Source organism: Phaeodactylibacter sp. (assembly GCF_040219495.1).
Classification (GTDB): Bacteria; Bacteroidota; Bacteroidia; order Chitinophagales; family Saprospiraceae; genus Phaeodactylibacter.
Genome location: NZ_JAVJSK010000116.1, coordinates 31,734 through 50,843 on the forward strand (window position 1 = coordinate 31,734; position 19,110 = coordinate 50,843).

At 51.2% G+C, this 19,110-nt stretch carries 12 protein-coding genes; 7 read left to right on the forward strand and 5 right to left on the reverse strand.

Translation table 11 applies throughout. The features are described from left to right. Window positions 1-252: 252 nt before the first annotated feature. Complete coding sequence (locus tag RIC19_RS17980; RefSeq protein WP_350179737.1) at window positions 253-990, reverse strand: ThuA domain-containing protein; 738 nt, start codon at window positions 988-990, stop codon at window positions 253-255. A 506-nt stretch (window positions 991-1,496) separates the two neighbouring features. On the opposite strand from RIC19_RS17980, the gene RIC19_RS17985 reads away from it, so the two are divergent. Next, window positions 1,497-3,257 carry a sodium:solute symporter gene (locus RIC19_RS17985; RefSeq protein ID WP_350179738.1) on the forward strand — a complete coding sequence of 587 codons (1,761 nt, stop codon included), beginning with the start codon at window positions 1,497-1,499 and terminating at the stop codon, window positions 3,255-3,257. An 83-nt stretch (window positions 3,258-3,340) separates the two neighbouring features. Here the strand turns inward: RIC19_RS17985 and RIC19_RS17990 are convergent, their stop codons facing one another. Further along, a complete protein-coding gene (locus tag RIC19_RS17990) occupies window positions 3,341-4,216 on the reverse strand; it encodes a mechanosensitive ion channel family protein (RefSeq protein WP_350179739.1) in 876 nt (291 codons plus the stop codon). 111 nt (window positions 4,217-4,327) lie between these two features. Beyond that, window positions 4,328-5,191 (reverse strand): hypothetical protein, encoded by an 864-nt coding sequence (locus RIC19_RS17995; RefSeq protein WP_350179740.1) that lies wholly within the window; start codon window positions 5,189-5,191, stop codon window positions 4,328-4,330. A gap of 220 nt (window positions 5,192-5,411) precedes the next feature. Between RIC19_RS17995 and RIC19_RS18000 the strand changes: the two genes are divergently transcribed. The 6 genes from RIC19_RS18000 (at window position 5,412) to RIC19_RS18025 (ending at window position 14,549) form a co-directional block, all read left to right on the forward strand. After that, window positions 5,412-6,062 (forward strand): ABC transporter ATP-binding protein, encoded by a 651-nt coding sequence (locus tag RIC19_RS18000; protein WP_350179741.1) that lies wholly within the window; start codon window positions 5,412-5,414, stop codon window positions 6,060-6,062. 10 nt (window positions 6,063-6,072) lie between these two features. Beyond that, complete coding sequence (locus RIC19_RS18005) at window positions 6,073-7,548, forward strand: DUF389 domain-containing protein (protein WP_350179742.1); 1,476 nt, start codon at window positions 6,073-6,075, stop codon at window positions 7,546-7,548. Between the two features lie 15 nt (window positions 7,549-7,563). After that, window positions 7,564-8,184, forward strand: coding sequence for a bifunctional nicotinamidase/pyrazinamidase (gene pncA / locus RIC19_RS18010; RefSeq protein WP_350179743.1), 621 nt, complete (start codon window positions 7,564-7,566; stop codon window positions 8,182-8,184). Between the two features lie 17 nt (window positions 8,185-8,201). Further along, the gene (rocD, locus tag RIC19_RS18015; RefSeq protein ID WP_350179744.1) at window positions 8,202-9,449 is read left to right on the forward strand and encodes an ornithine--oxo-acid transaminase; all 1,248 of its coding nucleotides are present in this window, start codon (window positions 8,202-8,204) and stop codon (window positions 9,447-9,449) included. A 254-nt stretch (window positions 9,450-9,703) separates the two neighbouring features. Continuing rightward, window positions 9,704-12,817 carry a tetratricopeptide repeat protein gene (locus RIC19_RS18020; protein WP_350179745.1) on the forward strand — a complete coding sequence of 1,038 codons (3,114 nt, stop codon included), beginning with the start codon at window positions 9,704-9,706 and terminating at the stop codon, window positions 12,815-12,817. 76 nt (window positions 12,818-12,893) lie between these two features. After that, complete coding sequence (locus RIC19_RS18025; RefSeq protein WP_350179746.1) at window positions 12,894-14,549, forward strand: TonB-dependent receptor; 1,656 nt, start codon at window positions 12,894-12,896, stop codon at window positions 14,547-14,549. Between the two features lie 121 nt (window positions 14,550-14,670). Here the strand turns inward: RIC19_RS18025 and RIC19_RS18030 are convergent, their stop codons facing one another. Both RIC19_RS18030 and RIC19_RS18035 read right to left on the reverse strand, forming a co-directional pair. Beyond that, window positions 14,671-15,489, reverse strand: coding sequence for an NINE protein (locus tag RIC19_RS18030; RefSeq protein ID WP_350179747.1), 819 nt, complete (start codon window positions 15,487-15,489; stop codon window positions 14,671-14,673). A 178-nt stretch (window positions 15,490-15,667) separates the two neighbouring features. Beyond that, complete coding sequence (locus RIC19_RS18035; protein ID WP_350179748.1) at window positions 15,668-19,006, reverse strand: WG repeat-containing protein; 3,339 nt, start codon at window positions 19,004-19,006, stop codon at window positions 15,668-15,670. Between the last annotated feature and the right edge of the window lie 104 nt (window positions 19,007-19,110).

The window sequence follows — 19,110 nt, forward strand, 5'->3', positions numbered from 1 at the left end:
GACAGTTTTGGTTGGTGCGGAACTAGGGCGTTGATCCAGGTGTGATGTGTACTCTTATCTACCACCTGATCTTGCTAAGTGTTTGATAGTCAAATGCCTAGGTTTAAACACATCAAGTCCGCAACGAAAAACAATGTTAAATCCGCCTTTGTGTCGCCTATGTTGCAAAGTAACAATATTCCTAAGGAAATACCAAAGCACAAAAAAACTTTTGTCAGTTGCCAAGCCTCCCACATACCTTGACGGTCAAGCTTACTTCATTCGTAATAAATATCGGAGCCCGCCCTTCAGGTGCTCGAGCATCAACGGTTCTGTGAAGGAGGCCTTGGTGTGCCCGAAGTTGGTGTAGAAGGCTCGTCCGCCATCGTATTCGTGGTACCAGGACAAGGGGTGGAACGCCCCCATCTTTTTCCAATGGTACGAAGCTTCATCTACTTTGATCAGCGGAGTTACAGCCTCGTTGTAAGATTTGAAATCGTAGAATTCGTCGGTTTTTACCCAGGTTTCGGGTAGGTTTGCTGTTGAGGGATGTTCATGGTCTATGACCGTGACCTTCCCTTCGCGTACATTCGGGCCAGACGGGTGACCGTCGAAGTAAGCGCCGGCGAGCCTGCCGTACCAGGGCCAGTCATATTCTGTATCGGTGGCGGCATGTATGCCCATATAGCCACCGCCCGATTGGATGTAGGCTTCAAATGCAGCCTCCTGTGCTTCATTCAGAATGTCGCCGGTAGTATTAAGGAAAACCACCGTGCCGTAGCTGTTCAATTGCGCTGCATTGAAGAACCGGGCATCTTCGGTCGTATCCACCTGAATCCCCATTTGCTCCCCTAACCGCAACAAGGCCTGTTGCCCATCTTCAATAGAGGCGTGCCGGAAACCAGCAGTCTTTGAAAAGACCAGGATTTTCATTGGGCCGGACTGTGCACTGCTCAGCACAGGGAGGATGAAAAGCAGGAGGATAATCCGTAAGCAGGTTGGCTGTCGCATGTTAATTTGATTTTTCTCAAAGCTACAAAAAACGGTATTTTCTTCTGTAAAAGAAGGCTCCTTTTGGTGTCGGAAATTTGGCTGCGCGGGAACAAAACGAACCCTTTTTCTGTATATAATAGTGTGTAGATAGCGAATATTCTCTAGTTTCATATTAGCGTAAAAATTAAATGAAATTGGTGAATATGTTAAGAATGTTTTAACATTTGGCTTGTTTTCTTTAACTTTGCTATCTCAAACAGGTAATAAATGAGGTCATAACCTCTGAAGACATATAAGAATGTATATTTTGAAGGGGGCAACTCCTTCTTAATAACAGTCGGGTGATTTCTTACAAGAGCGGGTCTTAGGACGCCGCTCTTTTTTTGTCTACTGCCGTAGGTTCTGTTCCGTATTTATCAAAAGGCGGCACAAATTACTTGCAGAAACCAAAAAAGCTCTATTTTAGCCCATGCCTCTGTGACCAAATTTTACCAAAACAAACGTTAAACTAACCAAACTAAATTATGAACCAATTTCAGCTCAGTGGGCTTGATATCGGCATCATGCTCACTTATGCCGTCTTGATTATCGGGTACGGTATCTATCATGGCAAACGTGACAGTTCCGAAGATTACTTCCTGGCCGGCAGAGGCATGACCTGGCCGATTGTGGGGATTGCCTTGTTTTCTGCCAATATTTCCAGTTCTACGTTGATTGGCCTGGCGGGCGATGCCTACAAAACCAACATCCACGTCTACAACTACGAGTGGTTTGCGGTGGTAGTATTGATTTTCTTTGCCATCTTCTTCCTGCCGTTTTACCTGAAATCGGGCGTATACACCATGCCCGAGTTCCTGGAAAAGCGGTACGACCGGAAATCACGGTACTATTTCTCTTTCATTACCATCGTCGGTAATGTCATGGTGGATACCGCAGCCGGCCTTTATGTCGGCAGTATTGTGCTGAAGCTGTTGTTCCCATCTCTGCCTTCCTACCAAATCATTCTTCTGCTGGCCATCGCAGCGGCAGCTTACACCATTCCCGGTGGATTGAACTCGGTGATTCAGACCGAGGTCATTCAAGCTATTCTTCTGGTCATTGGGTCCTGCCTGCTCACCTACTTCGCCTTCCAGGAATTCGGTGGCGGATGGGGTGATATGATGGCCGCGCTCACCGAAAAGATTCAATCCGGCGGAGTCGCCAGTGTGGAAGCGGCAAAGGCCGCGGGACATTATGCGCCCAGCAATGCCGAAGAAGCCTTCAGCCTGGTCCGGCCGGGCAATGATGAGTTTATGCCCTGGTACGGTTTGCTTACCGGTGTGCCGCTGCTCGGGTTTTATTTCTGGGCCAACAACCAGTTCATGGTACAGCGGGTGCTCGGTGCGCGCGACCTCAACCACGGCCGCTGGGGTGCCCTGTTTGCCGGTTTGCTCAAACTGCCGGTCATCTTTATTATGGTAGTGCCCGGTGTACTGGCGCTCCTGGTTTATTCCGAACTCGATATTTCCGGCCTCAACTACATCACCGCAGATGGGACGCCCTGCCAGGACCTTTCTGAGTGTGCCAACCTGACGTACCCGGTGCTGCTCATGCAACTGCTGCCTTCCGGCATCCTCGGGCTGGTGGTCGCTGGCTTGCTGGCCGCTATGATGTCTTCAGTCTCGGCTACTTTTAACTCGGCTTCCACACTGATCACCATGGACTTTATTCGCAACATCAGACCTGGCATGACCAGCAAGCAGTTGGTACGTGCCGGGCAGATTGCGACTATCGTCCTGGTCGTACTGGCCGCTGCCTGGGTGCCCTTTATTGAGAAGGTCTCCGACTCGCTTTGGCAGTATCTGCAGCTGGTGATCAGTTATACAGCGCCTCCGGCAGTAGCCACCTTTGTCCTTGGCCTCTTCTGGAAGCGGGCAAGTGCGAGAGGTTCTATCGTTAGCCTGCTTTTTGGCTTTGTTTTCGCGGTGATTATGCTCATACTAAAGGTCTACGTAGGCGGGCTGCCCGAAGGTGAAGCCCCGGCCGGCTGGATTGCCGCCCTTACCGATATCCACTTCCTGACCATGGCTTTCATCATGTGGATACTTTGCCTGATCGTGCATGCTCTGGTGAGCCTTTCTTCTCCCGCTCCAACTGAAGAGCAGGTCAATAGCCTGACCTGGAACCGCCGATTGTTCCGGGAAGAAACGGCGGAACTGCGTAGCTTGCCCTGGTACCAAAACTATCGCTACCTGGCGATTATCCTGCTGTTGATTACGGCGGTGGTGGTAGGGTATTTCTGGTAGTGGGTGATCTGCCGCCGGCGTATTGGGTGTTGGCGGCAGATTACCATCCCATCAACGCAGCAAGCTTTCGAAAGGCGCGTATTCTAATTTTTCATCAGCTGCACAGGAATAGGCTTCCCTTCCTGGTAGATTTTCAGCTCAACAATATCAGCAGGGAGGCTAAATCCGTTTTTGGTTAAATTCAGAAGAATGCTGTTCATGACTTCTGTTTTCAAACGGGCTATTTGGCCTGTGAAATTATAGGAATTGATCCAGTAGAATACGCGGATGTTCACCGTGCTCGTACCGAATTCTTCCAGTAGCATAAAGGGTTCGAGGTCATTTCCCTGCTCGATTCGCTGGTCAGCTCGTATGGACTTTAGAATAAGCCGCCGGGCTTCCAGGATATCATTGCCGTAATCGATGCCAATCACGAAATCGTGCCGCAACAGCCCATCGCGTGTGTAATTGATCAAAGGGTTTTTGATTAGCATGGCATTAGGGATAAATATATCTTTCCCTTCAAATGTCCGGATGTGGGTGTTGCGAAAATTCAAGGCTTTTACTATGCCTGTCAGACCCTCGACTTCAATGTAATCGCCGGTTCCAAAAGGCCTGCTGAAAGCCAGGAAAAAGCCGGCAAGAAAGTTCTCTCCGATATCTTTAAAAGCGAAACCTAAAATTATAGCCGATACACCTGCGCCAGCTAGCAACCCACTTGCTGTTTTGCCAAGACCTATTTGATTTAAGAAAATGGTGATCCCACAAATCAGGAAAACCAAGAAAATCATCCTCCCGATAAAATTCACCAACAACCGGTCTTCCACCCGCCTGGAAAGCCTTTTCTGGGTAACTGAACGCAGAAATATCCCCAGAAACGTAAATGCAATCAACATCAATATGCCCAAGGCAATCTCCGGTGATTGATCAATGAGGGAGTTTTGAAATTCCTCAAACGAGGAAACGAATTCTTGCCACATGTTCTAAAATTTGGAATATAGGATTAGGTGCCCTTCTTTTTGTTGAACCCGGGATGATACCGATAGTTTGGTTTGGTGGCGAATTCGTCTTTTCAGGTACTAAATTCTATTCTAAGGCTTAGCAAGCGCATACTGAGCCCCCAAATTAAGCCCCGCCTTCAGCCATCTTTTTTGCAATGTTCCAGATCGCACCTCATTGTCTCCAAAGATTTGAAAGGTGCCTTGTGCGGATTCAAACCTGGAAATAACAACACTGGTGCCCAGGAACAGCTTCCACCGGCTTTGCCCCAGGGTGCGGCGGTAGGCGAGCTGGATTTCAGGTGCAAAGGCGATCTCGTTAGCATCATTGATGATCAATTCAGAATGGAAAAGCTCTTCAGCTTGACCATTACCAATAAAAGCAGCCAGTTCTATATCAACATAACCCCGTACAAAATAGGTCGCCTGAAGCCCTAACTGCACCCAAAAGCCATGCTTCTCATTGAACGACCGGTCATAACGCATGGCAGTGAGCAAGGCAAAGTGGTAGATGCCTGCATTAATAAAATAATCAGAATTTTCTGATCCGTAGCGGTTGAAGTCCTTATCTACATAAGGATTTAATTTGTAGGAGTCCACTCCAAAAGCCAGGCCATTCACCCACCGCCAGTGTTCTGAAAGGGGTAGGGTATGGCGCAGTTGGAATTCGAAGGTTGGTGATGCCCCTGAGTTTACAACACCGCTTCCGCTTATAGGTAATGGGTGATCCCTATCAATCCACACGGCATCACTCCGCCCAGCCAGCAGGTGAAGCTCCAAACTGGAGGATTGCTGGGCGGATAGTTGAGGTAGAACTCCGAGCCATAAGAACAGGGGTATTACGAAAAAGTAGCGTTTGATAGCTATTTTGGGAAGTTGTCCAGAAGTGCCTGTTGCCTTTCCACCGACAAGGCCATATTGAAGATCGAGCTGTAGAAAGCGGTCATGTAAATTCATAACAGGAGTTTTTTGAAATATGAGGGCGACATATAATAAACATTCCTAAGTAAAAACGATTGGCACCTGTTTTTTCTGTGCTTCAGAAAAAGATTTAACACACGAAGGACTCATCATTTAAGGATCTCGGTTTTTTATAAAAAGCCGTGCAGGAATACCCCTGACCTGGCGGAAACCTCCCACTTTTTTCTATTTTTACCGCTCACAAAATCCACGGCTTGTGATTCAGGCATCAGGCATTCAAAAAGCATACGGGCAACTTCAGGTACTCAAAGGAGTAGACCTCTCGATTGGTAAAGGGGAGTTTGTTTCCATCGTCGGGAAGTCTGGAGCTGGAAAGAGCACCCTGCTCCATATTTTAGGCACCCTCGACCGCCCGGACAGTGGTGAGCTGCTGATCAATGACACGGCAGTTGAGAAAATGGGCACCAAAAAGCTGGCGGCCTTCCGCAACCTGAATATTGGTTTCGTTTTCCAGTTCCACCACCTGCTGCCGGAATTTAGCGCTGTGGAAAATGTGCTCATGCCTGCCCTGATCGCCAAAAAGCCGGAAGGCGAGGCCCGCAAACGGGCAGGTGAACTGCTGGACTACCTGGGGCTCAGCGACCGCCTGCAGCATAAACCTGGACAGCTTTCCGGTGGGGAACAGCAGCGGGTGGCTGTGGCGCGCGCGCTGATGAACCAGCCGGGCATTGTTTTTGCAGATGAGCCTTCCGGTAATCTTGATTCTTCTTCTTCTCAGGAACTGCATCAGTTGCTGTTTCAGCTCCGGGACGATTTCCAGCAGACCTTCGTAATCGTCACCCACAACGAAGAACTGGCGCAGATGAGCGACCGGCGGCTGGAAATGAAGGATGGCTTGATTAGCTAAACCAAACCCTATGGCATCGACTCCTACACCCAATTCGTCTTCCAGAACCATCGGCGAGGCCCTGTCTGACCTCTGGCAGGCCACACGAGAGTGGTTCCACACCCTGCTCGACCTTGAATCCGGGCTCGACCGCGAAGGCACCATTATTGCAATCCGTAACAACAAGCGCATGCAGGGTGCTAACGCCTGGCTCCTCGGGTGCTCCATTATGATTGCTTCCCTCGGGCTTGACCTGAACTCGCCGGCCGTAATTATCGGCGCGATGTTGGTGTCGCCCCTGATGTCGCCGATACTGGGCATTGGTCTGGGCGTAGCCATCAATGACAAGGACTCCATGTTCACCTCCATGCGGCACTTTGCGATCGCTATCCTGATTGCGCTGTTTGTAAGCACCCTCTACTTTTTTGTCACGCCTTTCGGTAATGTCACCCCGGAAATACAGGGCAGGACTTCGCCCACTTTCCTGGATGGCCTGGTGGCTATTTTCGGAGGTTTTGCCGGTATCATATCTTCCACCCGAAAGGACAAGACGAACGCCATACCGGGCGTAGCGATTGCTACGGCTTTGATGCCGCCGCTATGTGTGACCGGGTTTGGGGTGGCTGAGGTCTTTGAGCTTTGGATTAAAAAAGGCAGTATGGAGCCCCAAATGTTCTCAGCCGAACTCAACCGTGCTTTTGGGATCATCGGAGGGTCTTTCTATCTGTTTTTCCTCAACTCCTTTTTTATTGCGCTGACGACCTACATCATCATCCGGCTGCTGCGGTTCCCTCTGAAATCCTACGTGGATGCCCGGGAAGCCCGGCGCAACCGGATGATTACGGCGTTTTTCAGCCTGTTGGTTTCCCTGCCCAGTGGGATCATCCTCTATAACTTATACGAAATGCAGCAGGATAAGGCAGAGGTCAAAGCTTTTGTGGAGACCTACTTCCCCCGGGCGTGTATTAATTACGAGCTGACTAGTATCGACCAGGATACCAATAAGCTTATCCTTCAGTTGCTCGGCCGGCGCATATCCGAAGACTCCATACTCTATTATCAAGAGTTGCTGCACGCGCAATATGACTTAAATACCCCTGTACGCCTTTTCCCCATGCAGGCAGAAATGAGCCTGGAAGACATCAAAACCTCCCTGCAGGCACAACGGCAGGAAGTGGTAGGCCTGCTGGAGTCGGAGCGCCGGATCGCCAATACGGCTGTGGAAGAAACCGAAGCCCTCAGGCAACAATTGGCCCGGCGCGAGAGCGATTCCACACTCATTGCGAAAAGCCTCCGGCTGGCACGGGAAGCTTTTGGGGAGGATATAGAGGCTATCCAATACGCTCCGGAAGTCCGGGCTGTCAACGATTCGGCTACCGTTCAGCTGCCTCCGGTTTTTATGGTAGACTGGGCCAACCGAAAAGCCACGCCCCTAAACAAAGACCGCCTCGAACGCATTCTCCGGATAAGTGCAGGGCTGGATACTTTGCAACTGATTTCGTATTAAAACTATCCATGTGTCATGAGAGCATTAATCTGTGTTGATATACAAAACGACTTCTGCCCGGGCGGCGCTCTGGAAGTCAAAGAAGGTGATCAGGTCATCCCGGTTGCCAATGAGCTGATGCCCCATTTCGACCTGGTGGTGGCAACCCAGGACTGGCACCCGGCGAACCACAAAAGTTTTGCCGCCATGCATCCCTGGCGCTATCCGGGGAATGTGATCAAGCTCAATGGGCTGGAACAAATTCTCTGGCCTATTCACTGTGTGCAGGGTAGTTTTGGCGCTGAATTCGCTCCCGGGCTCAACACCGATGCCTTCGAAAAGGTGTTTGTCAAAGGGACCGACCCCGAGATTGACAGTTACAGTGGGTTCTTTGATAATGGGCACCGCAAGGCCACTGGTCTGGGCGACTACCTCAAAGAGAAAGGTATCAAAGAGGTTGGTATTCTGGGGCTGGCCCTTGATGTTTGTGTGAAATTTACCGTACTTGATGCCCTCGGGCTGGGCTTCAAAACCTACCTCGTGGAAGACGGCTGCCGTGGCGTCAATCTCAATGAAGGCGATTCGGATAAAGCCCTTTCGGAAATGCGCGAAAAAGGTGCTATCATTGCGCAGTCAGACCAGATTATAACTATCTAATAAGAAACAAATAACCCATGGTACAACAGGAAACACTACGCTCCTCGAAAGACTATATCGATTTGGAAGACCGTTACGGTGCGCACAACTATCATCCGCTGCCTGTAGTGCTTGCCCGGGGAGAGGGCGCTTACCTCTGGGACGTTGAAGGCAAAAAATACTATGATTTCCTGGCTGCCTATTCTGCGGTCAATCAGGGGCATTGCCACCCACATATTGTGAATGCCCTCAAAAAGCAGGCAGAGCAGTTGACACTCACCTCCCGTGCCTTCCACAATGATATGTTGGGGCCTTACGAAAAGTTCATCACTGAATTTTTCGGCTACGACCGCGTCCTGCCTATGAATACCGGAGTAGAAGCGGGCGAAACGGCAATCAAGCTGTGCCGCAAGTGGGCCTACGAAGTCAAAGGCGTACCCACTAATCAGGCCAAGATCATTTTTGTGACCGGCAACTTCTGGGGCCGTACTCTGGGGGCCATTTCTTCTTCTACCGACTCCAGCAGTACCGCTGGCTTTGGGCCGTATATGCCAGGTTATGAAATTATCCCTTACAACGACCTTTCCGCACTGGAAGAGGCCCTTCAGGATGACAACGTGGCGGGCTTCATGGTAGAGCCCATTCAGGGGGAAGCCGGGGTGGTGGTGCCCGATGAAGGCTACCTGCGCAAAGCATACGATCTCTGCCGGTCGCGCAATGTACTGTTTATCGCCGACGAAGTGCAGACCGGTATTGCCCGTACGGGCAAGCTCATCGCCTGTGAGCATGAGGGCTTCAAGCCGGATATTCTTATCCTGGGCAAAGCCCTTTCCGGTGGCGTATTCCCGGTTTCGGCTGTACTGACAAGAGATGAGATTATGCTGACCATCAAGCCGGGAGAACACGGTTCTACCTTTGGCGGCAATCCGATCGCCTGTGCAGTGGGCATGGCCGCACTGGAAGTGGTCCGGGACGAGAAACTCGCGGAGAACTCCGAGCGACTGGGGCAAATTTTCCGGGACCGAATGCAGAAAAACCTGGTCGATAAAACGGACCTCGTAACTCTAGTGCGCGGCAAAGGCCTGCTTAACGCCATCGTTATTGATGATGAGGAAGATAGCAAGACAGGGTGGAATATCTGCCTGAAACTGGCGGAAAAAGGCCTTTTGGCCAAGCCCACGCATGGCAACAAAATCCGTTTTGCGCCACCTTTGATCATGACGGAGGCGCAGCTCAGCGAATGCTGCGATATTATTGAAGATACTATCCTGAACTTCCGCTCTTAGCAGCGTAGAGGTTAGGCAGGGCCAGGAATCGTTGCTACAGTCAGTGGTTCCTGGCTTTTCTATACCCACAACTGACGCTGCGGGCAAAACGCGGATTGATCTACCCGCACCAAACGTAATTTTTCCCATCAACCCGGCGTTATTTGTCGGTACAGGAGTTACAAAAAGCTGGTGTACGGATTATTTTTTTATAAATTCGTGATTCACACAACCGTTCCAATCGTCCAAGCAAAACGATGACAAAACGCTTAAGCATGTTAAAAAGAATCGCCCCAATTTTTATGTTCCTGTTGTTGGGCTGGTCCGTTCGGGCCCAGCAAACAGCCATCTTTACAGAAGCCAATGAGGCCTACAAGACCGGTGAGCTGATGTTTGATCAGGGCATTTATGGTAAAGCCAGGCAACACTTTGAAAGCGCTTATCACCTGCTGTTGCCCGTCAACGAACCGGATGCTGAGCTGCTAAGGACCAAATCGGAGCTCAATATCGCACGGACGGCCGTCCGGATGCAGGCCCCGGATGGCGAAAAGCTGATCCTGGAATTCGTGCGGAAATACGCGCCCAATACCATCGCCAATCAGGCCCTGATAGAAGTGGCGAATTATTACTACAACGCCCGGGAGTACGAGAAGGCAATCGACTTTTTCTCCAAAGTGCCGACTACCGGTATGAGCCGGGAGCAAAAAGCAGAAGTGAAGTTTAAGCTGGGCTATGCTCTTTTTGTAGAGAAAAAATTCAGCCAGGCCAAGTCCAACTTCCGGAGCATCAAAGACCTGGAGAACGACTATTACTATCCCACCAATTACTACCTGGGGCTCTGCTATTTCTTTGAGGGCAGCTATGATGCTGCGATCGCACAGTTCCGCATTGTGGAGCGCTCGCGCAAGTATCAGCCCCATGTGCCTTACTACCTGGCACAAATCTACTTTGCCGAGCGCCGGTTTGATGAGCTGATTGCCTACGCTGAGCCACGCGTCAAGCAGCAGGGCGTGCGCAAGGAAACCGAAATCAAACAGCTCATCGGACAGTCCTACTTTGAGAAAGGGCAATACCAAAAAGCCCTGCCATACCTGAAATACTACGCCGAGCGCAACAGCCGGCTGCGGGAAGAAGAGCTGTATCAGATTGGCTATACCTATTATCAGGTAGGGGACTACCCCAAGGCAATTCAGTACCTGAAGGATTTGGTTACTGTAGATTCAGAGATCGGCCAGAACGCCATGTTCATCCTCGGGGATTCCTACCTGCGGGTCAATCAACGGCAGGACGCACGTACGGCTTTTGGTAATGCCAAGCGGATGCCTTACGATGAAAGTATTCAGGAAGAAGCCCTCTGGAACTACGCCAAACTCAGCTATGAGCTGAAAGATCCGCGCGAGGCCATCAATGCCCTGAAGGAACTGCGCCCGGAGTCGCCTTACTACATCGAAGCACAGGAGCTGATGAGTGAAATTTTCCTCAGCTACCGGGATTATCAGCAGGCGATGGACATCATCGAGTCGCTGCCCAACCGTACGCCTCAGCTTCAGGAAACCTACCAAAAGGTAGCATACTACCGGGGCTTGCAGCTATTGCAAAACGGAGAGATTGATGCTGCTAAGCAATACTTCGAAAAATCACTGGATGTCTCTATTGATGCCCGCACCCGGGCTACTGCGATTTACTGGCTGGGGGATATTGCGCACCGGGAGGGGGCCTACAACGCCAGCATCCGTTTGCTCAATCAATACCTTACGCTGGCCAAAACCCTGAGCAATATGCCGGATGAGGCCTCCATTTTTACGGCCAACTACACGCAGGGGTACAATTATCTCAAACAAGATAACTTCACGGCAGCTCTCGGGTTTTTTGAAGAGGCTGTGAATGGTATCGACCGCAACCGGTCTTTTATCCGCAATTCAAAAGTGCGGGATAAGGTGCTGGGGGATGCTACGCTGCGGGCGGGCGACTGCCTGTTTAAGCGCAATCAGTACCTGCGGGCGGTCAACTACTACGACCGGGCCGTCAATAAGCAGTACACAGGCTTTGTGTACGCCCTCTACCAAAAGGCTATTATTGAAGGCCTCCTGGGCCGGACGAGCAGCAAAATCCTTGCCCTGGAACGCATTGAGCGGGAATATCCGGAATCTGAATACGCCGATGATGCCTTGCTGGCCCTGGGGTCTACGTACCAGGAAATCGGGCAGCTCAGCAAAGCGGCAGAACCGCTCAAACAATTGCTGCGCCGGTATCAGGGCAAATCGGAATTGGTGACTAAAGCGCTGATCCGCCTGGGCCTTATTAGCTACAATCAGGGCAACCTGGAGGGCGCGATCAATTACTATAAGCAGGTCTTTTCAGCCAACCCTGACGCCAATGAGTCGAACCTGGCTATGGCAGCTCTGGAGGAAATCTATGTGGATGACCTCGGTCAGCCGGATGCCTATTTCGCCTTTCTGGAAACGGTGCAGGGCAATGTGGAGAACGAAGTCCGGGACTCTATCAACTTCCGGGCGGCGGAATCGCAGTTTGAGAATGCGAATTACGAGCGCGCCGTACAATCGTATACGGATTACCTGCGCAAATTCCCGCGCGGGTTGTACATCCTGCCTGCCACCTACCACCGGGCGGAGTCATATGCGGTACTCCGGCAGTATTCCAGTGCCCTGCAAGACTATGCTGCCGTAGTGGATAAAGGGCCAAGCTCTTACTTTGTGAAGGCGCTCGAAAAGGCGGCACTGATCGCTTACAACCACGAAAAAGACTTCCTTCTGGCCTTCGATTTATACTCGGAGCTGGAAGAGGTCGCTCAGTCGGCAGAGCAACGGTTTGAAGCACAGCTGGGCGCACTGCGCTCGGCTTACCGGGTAGGCAAAAACGATGCGGTTTACACCCTGGCCCGCAAGGTTGCTACCAATCCTAACGCTTCACAATTACAGATTGCCACGGCTAATTTTTATCTGGGTAAGATGGCATACGACCGGCAGGATTACGAGAACGCCCTCACGGCTTTCAATGAGGTCATCCGGCTGAGCGATAACGAACAAACTGCTGAGGCTCGTTACCTCAAAGCTTATGTTTTCTACCTGCGGCGAGACCTTGAGCGGGCACAGGAGATTTGTATCAATGCCAATAAGGAGAGCTCCGGTTATCCGTTTTGGGTGGCTAAAAGTGTCATCTTGTTATCGGATATCCTGCGGGAGAAAGGCGACCTCTACAACGCCCGCGCTGCCCTGGAAGCCCTCCTGGAAAACTACGATGGCGACCCTAAACTGGTCAACGAAGCCCGGGAAAAACTGCAAACCATCAATAGCCTCATCAATCAGTCGAGCCGCCTGAATACCAGCCCGGAAGACGACAGCTTCATGGATACCGATGGTGGTAATTAATTCCGAAACCTCAGCCCGTGCCTTTGAGGCACGGCGCACTATTCCTTTAATCTTCAGAAAAATAGCGCATAGCCCGATGAAATACTGCAAGTTCTTATTTTTCCTGCTGATTGGCTTCGCCTTTTCAACCCCTGCTTTTGCTCAGGACCCGGACGATCTGGCTTCCGGAGAAATCGATATCATCAAAAGCTTCGATGCCCGCCTTGGTGATGCGGAACGCTACCGCGTAGACCCGGAGCTGCCGCCCTTGGATACGACCGGCCGGCGCCTGGAGTATAATGTATTCACCCGCACCCTGCCCGTAGAGTACCTGCCGCCCAAAATCCGCCCCCTGTCTATGAAGCGCGAAAAAACGGAAGCGGGCTATAACGGCTACCTGAAAGCCGGGGGCGGCTTCCCGGCTGCCTTATTCGGAGAGGGCTACTACAATATCAATAACAATGAGAACCTCAGTATTGACCTCTTTGCCAATCACCATTCAGCCAACAACGGGCAGAATGTAGAGAATCAGCGCTTCAGCAATAGCAACGGCGGGGTAGACGGCACCTACCACTTCGATCAGGGCTTTGCGGTCAATGCCCATTTGGAATATACCTCCAATACCGTACACTACTACGGCTACAACGAAGTCGCAGAGGCGCTTGACGAAACCATCACCTTTGATCAGGAAACGGTGCGGCAGCGTTTTTCTATTTTTGACGGCGAGGCCAGCATCTACAACAGTGCCCGCACAGAAGCTGACTTCAACTACTATGCCGGCTTCAAAACCTACCTGATGAACGATAGCTACTCTCCCTCTCGGGAGAATGGTTTCGACCTCGTATTCCGGGGCACCAAGTGGTTTGATGATACCCACCCTTTGTCTGTGGAAATTCAGACCGACTTCACCAGCTATGACGATATAGAGGGCGACCAAACGCTGAACAACTTCTTCCTGCGCCCTAACTATACCTATCATGCAGACCGCTTCCGCGTGAAGCTGGGTTTCAACCTGGCTGCCAACGACGATAACTTCACCTTTTTCCCGGATATTGAAGCTACGGCAGTCATTTTGGAAGGCATCGTGAATGCCTACGTTGGTGCTGACGGTACGCTGCAGAAGAATACCTACCGGCGCCTGGCTACTTACAACCCCTTTGTGGGCTCGCCACTGAGTATCCGGAACACCTTGTACTACAGTTACTACGGTGGGGTGCGGGGTAATGTGGAAGGCATCGATTATGATTTTCAGGTGGGGTATCAGGCAGTGGATGACCTGGCAACCTTCCGCTTGTTTGACCCCTTTGATGATATACCCCGCTTCGATGTGGTCTATGATGACGGCAGTATCGTGACCATTAAAGGCTCTGTTACTGCTCCTATATTCGAAGGCTTCAAAGCTGTTGGCTCCTTTAGCCAGAATATCTACAGCCTGGACAATGAGGAAAAGCCATGGCACCTGCCTGCTTTGTCTGTGAATGTAGGGCTGCGTTACACTACGCTTGAGGACCGATTGACTGTAAAAGGTGATTTTTTCCTGGAAAACGGTGTGCCTTATCTGAACCCGGAAACCATGGAAGCCGACAACCTGAACGGCTTGTTTGACCTGAGCCTTGGTGCAGACTTTTTCTTCTCTGAAAAGTTTGGCGGGTTTGTGCAAATCAACAACCTGGCGAATAACCGTCGGGAGCGTTGGTTCCGCTATCCCATATTGGGCATCAATGCCATGGTGGGCGTGACATTCCGGTTCTAGCAGTCGCCCGCAAAGTATCAAAAAATCAGGCATGAATCGCTTTAGATTCATGCCTGATTTTTTTTGGCACCGGGTCGTGTTTGGTAACGTGAATGTTGTTAAGAGCTAAACATAGCAGCTCTTATCCTTTCTGCTTCAACAGGATTTTTTCTTTCTGCTGCGCAAATTCTGCATCGGTAAGAATACCGCGGTCGCGCAGTTTGCCCAGTTCAACGATTTGCTCCAGGAGTTGTGCACTGTTGCTGTCTGGTGTTGACTGATCGGGCTGCTGAGGGGCAGGCTCGAGCTCCAGTTCTTCTTCCGGAGCTTCCAGCCCCGGTAGGGGCATCTGATAACCATTATCTACGAAAGACTGAAAAGCGGGGCGGGAGCGAAGGAAGGCGAGGGCATCGTGGTTATGAATCTTCTCCACCTGATCAAATCCGTACTCTACAGCGTCTTCGAGGTGCTGAAAGCCCAGTTGTTCGTCCTCCAGCATAGAATAAGTGGCCGCCAGGTTGTAATGAATGGCAGCATTTTCAGGGTCGAGGCTTAACGCTTGTTCAAAATCTTCGGCAGCTTCATCAAATCGGTAATCCCGGAAGTTTTGAATTCCCCGCCGCTTGATGATTTCAAACTCAGATTGATGTACCCTTCGGCGGCGGCTTGGTGCCGGGAACCGGTCTGAGTTTTGGTAATGCCGCCCGTACCAGTTGCGCGCTTTGTTGTACCGGCGGTCAAAGTCTTCTTTGGGCATGGCAAAGAAGAGAACGGCATCCACAAGTGCAAGTATGGCAGGAGCAAGGATAAAGGGCACTCCTTCTTCAGCGGTAATTAAAATAGCAAAGAATGCAATGATCATGTAGAGTATACCGAAAGCGCGTTGCCCCAGGTAAAACCGGTGAACACCAAAAAAACCAAAAATTAATGCCAAAAAGCCTGCTACGTTCTTATTCTTCATAGGTGGAATGCTTTCAAAATTGTCCCAGTGTACGGCACCGGATTAACCAGGCAGCTAAAATAAGGCATCACTCAGCCTTTTTCAATAACCTTATGCCAAGGACGGCAGAAAATAGATAAATCTGGGGGCATTTACGGACATAAGCCTTCAGCAGCTGAAGGGGAGGAGCTGGGTTTGCTTACCGGTTCAGAGCCCAAACCCACTGTCCGGATTGGTCAAAATACCCGATTTTGTCTCCCTTTTCTACCCGGTACAGCCCTTCACCCGCGTAGCTGATGTATTCGTAGTCCGGCTGTACCAGCAGCTCGCCTTCAAGACTGGCCAGGCCATTAAAACCCTGAATTCTCACCCGGGCGTAGCCATCTCGGAAAGACTCGATTTTGTCGTAGCGGGGCGGAATGATCTCAATGCCTTTCTGATTGATAATGCCCCATTTGCCATTAATCTGTACCACCGCTACCCCGTACTTGAACTCTGTGGCCTGCTCGTAGTACCCGTTGTACGGGCTCGCCTGTTCGGTGATGTAGTAAAACCGGTATTGTTCGTCACGCACAAGCCCCCGCCCTTCCTGGAAATTCAGCAGGCGGTCAAGGCTGGGCTCAATGAGCAAATTACCGGATTGGTCAATCAGCCCGGCCCGGCGCATACCTTTGTAAACGACTGCCCGCCCGCCCTCAAAGTCCAGGCATTTGGAATAATTGCAGGGGACCACCACTTGTCCGGATAAGTCGATATAGCCGCACTGCCCATCTAACTGAACGGCTGCAAAGCCCTCGGAGAATGAGCTTGCTTTAGAAAACCGGTCTTCGATGACCAGATTGCCGCGGACGTCTATGTAGCCATATCCATTTTTGGTTTTGACAACAGCCAGCCCTTCCTCAAACGGGGTGATGGCTTTGAATTTTTGGTTGGTAACCGCAGTGCCCCGTCGGTCAATCAGCGCGTAGTGCACCGAGTGCCCGCCATCCTGTGCAATGGCCAGGCCGTTGGCATCAAATGGCCCGATGTGGTTGTATTTGGGCCGTTGTATGTAGTCTCCGGCAACATCAATGAGCCCGTAATCCTGATCTACCACTACTCTCGCAGTACCCTGCTGGAAATCATAAGCCCGGTCAAAATTTGGGGGAATGGCTTTATGGCCTGCTTCATTGATATAGCCCACCCCTTCATCCGTAGCGACCCACGCCAGCCCATCCGAAAAGCTGCCCACGCGCCGGTACTGCAAATCAATGATGATGCGCCCCTGCTTATCAATAAAGCCCCAGCCAGAGCCCAGGCGGACGGCCGCGAGCCCCTGACTGAAATTCTGAACTTCCCGGAAGCGGCAGGGGATAACCTCCATGCCATCGGTGTTGACGAAGCCCCATAGCCCGTTGCGGCGTACAGCCAGCCGGCCTTCACTGAAGTAGCCCAGCTCATCGTACACCGCGCTTACCGTAATTTGCCCCAGTGTATCTACCAGCCCATACTTGGGCTCCTGTATGTAGACCCGGACCATCTGATTGTCTGTGTTTTCCATGAAGTGGACCCCATCGTACTGACAGGGGAGAATGACTTTTGCCTTCTGGTTCACCATGCCCCACTTGTCGTGGCAGGCTACAATCCCCACATCATTCACAAAATCTTTGGCGAAGGTGTACTGCGGCGGGACCACCACTGCTCCGGTTTGGTCCAGATAGCCCCATTCACAGCCTTCGCAGATCAGGTTGGCATCGGCTTTGAATTTAATATCGTACTGTGTGTAATCCTGCATGATGCTGGGTGCCGCAAGGCTTCTCAGGTACTGATTGATGCTGCCGAGGTGAAGTTCAGCTTCCACACTGCCTGAGAGTTGGCCCGAAAAACTAAAACGAGCCACTCCGTTAACAAAGAGGCCGATGAAAGCTAAATCACGTCGCGCAACCCGGCCGGTGGAGTCAATCAATCCGTGGCGGCCGTTACTAAATACACAACGGGCCAGCTGTCCACCCTGCCGAAAATCACTCAGGCGGATATCCAGAAACTCCAACTCTGTGACCAGAAGCCCCAACGCATTATTCACAATACCATACGTCCGGTCAAACCGGAAATGGGTCCGGTCAAAGCCATTGGTATGAGACTGTGGGATGCCTACCAGAGTCAGGCCGAGTGCATGTTCAACCTGAACAAAGGAAAACATGGGCTCGATTTGCACGCCTCCGTCATTGAGCCGCCGCAGGCCCCAGCGGTCCTCTTCCGGAGCGTAGAACCACTCGAATTGTTCCAACAGTTGGCTGTTTTGAGCGTTAGCGCCCAACTCCCTGGTGGGGCTCTTGTTGACTTCTTTGCTGCCAATTTTGACCTGGAAATGTTGCTCCAACTTATTGGCATCTCTTAAGCGCCCTTCAGCATCTAAGGTGAGCAACGTCAGTTTTTCCGGGCCATCCGGAGTGCGTGTGTAGGCTTTTGCTTCCTGCTTTTCGAGGACGATACGGTCGTATTCAGGCGCGACGATTTCGGTACCGTCAATATGGACCAGGCCAAACTGATTTTCTTTTTTTACAACACAGACCTTGCCCCTCAGCGGTGCGATGTAGTCATAGGCCAGCGGGATGAGTAAAGTGCCTGCCTTGTCCGCCACGCCCCACTGCCCGTCCTTATTGACCCGGAAGTGGTCACGGGTGTAGGGCTGTATTTCGTTGTAAACCGGGGGGAATACTTCCTGCCCGCACCAGTTGATGAGCCCGAGGCGGCGGCTTTCCTTTACAATCAGGTAACGGGGCGAAAAGCTGTAGTAGTCGTGGTGCCAGTCCGGGGTGATGATACGATTGCAGTACAGGCTAAAGACCTTATTGCCCTTTTCGCTGCTCAGTTTGATGTAGCCGTTGTCAATTTTGCTGTACCCTTTGAATACAGCAGGTATGCGCTCAATACCATAGAAGTCAACAGCGCCCCAGTGGTAGTCTTCGCGGAAAAAGAACAGGCTATCCTGATACACCTGAATATCTTCTGCCCGGTTGTCAATAATCACCCGGCCGGTCCCGGACAGAAGGCCCAGGTTTTGGCCTTTGCGGGTCAGGAAGCAGTTATTGTCAAAGGCTTTGATTTCATCATAGACAGCGGGAGCGAGGCGGTGCCCAAATTGATTGGTCAGGCCCCATTTGCCTTCTTTTTGGTAGGTGAGGAAATGCTGCCGTACCACATGAACCCGCTCATAGCCTTTTTCCAATACGACTTTGCCGAAGAGGTTGACGACCATCCAGGCTTCTTCGTCCATCACCGCGATGAGGGTGGAATCCAGGACTTTGATGTCTTCGTATTTAGGTTGCAGAATACGCTGGCCGTTGGCCCCGAGCAGCCCCACTTTCCCTTCAAACTGCATGACAGCGTAGCCAAATTGCTTGAATTCGCCAATCGCATCGTAGACAGGGGCCTGAACCAGGGTACCGGAGGCATCAATAAGCCCCCACTTGTTGTCTTTCTTGATCGGGAAATACCGCTGGCCCGGCAGTGTGCCGCCAAAAAGCAGTATGGAGATCAGGATGAAAAACAGGCGCATAGGCAAAAGATGGAAACCGCTTTTAAAAAATTGAGGAATCAGAGTGCCCTAATAACGTAAAACGAGGGAATTAATTTTACTTTAAAAAGACTGCTCCTTCGCTC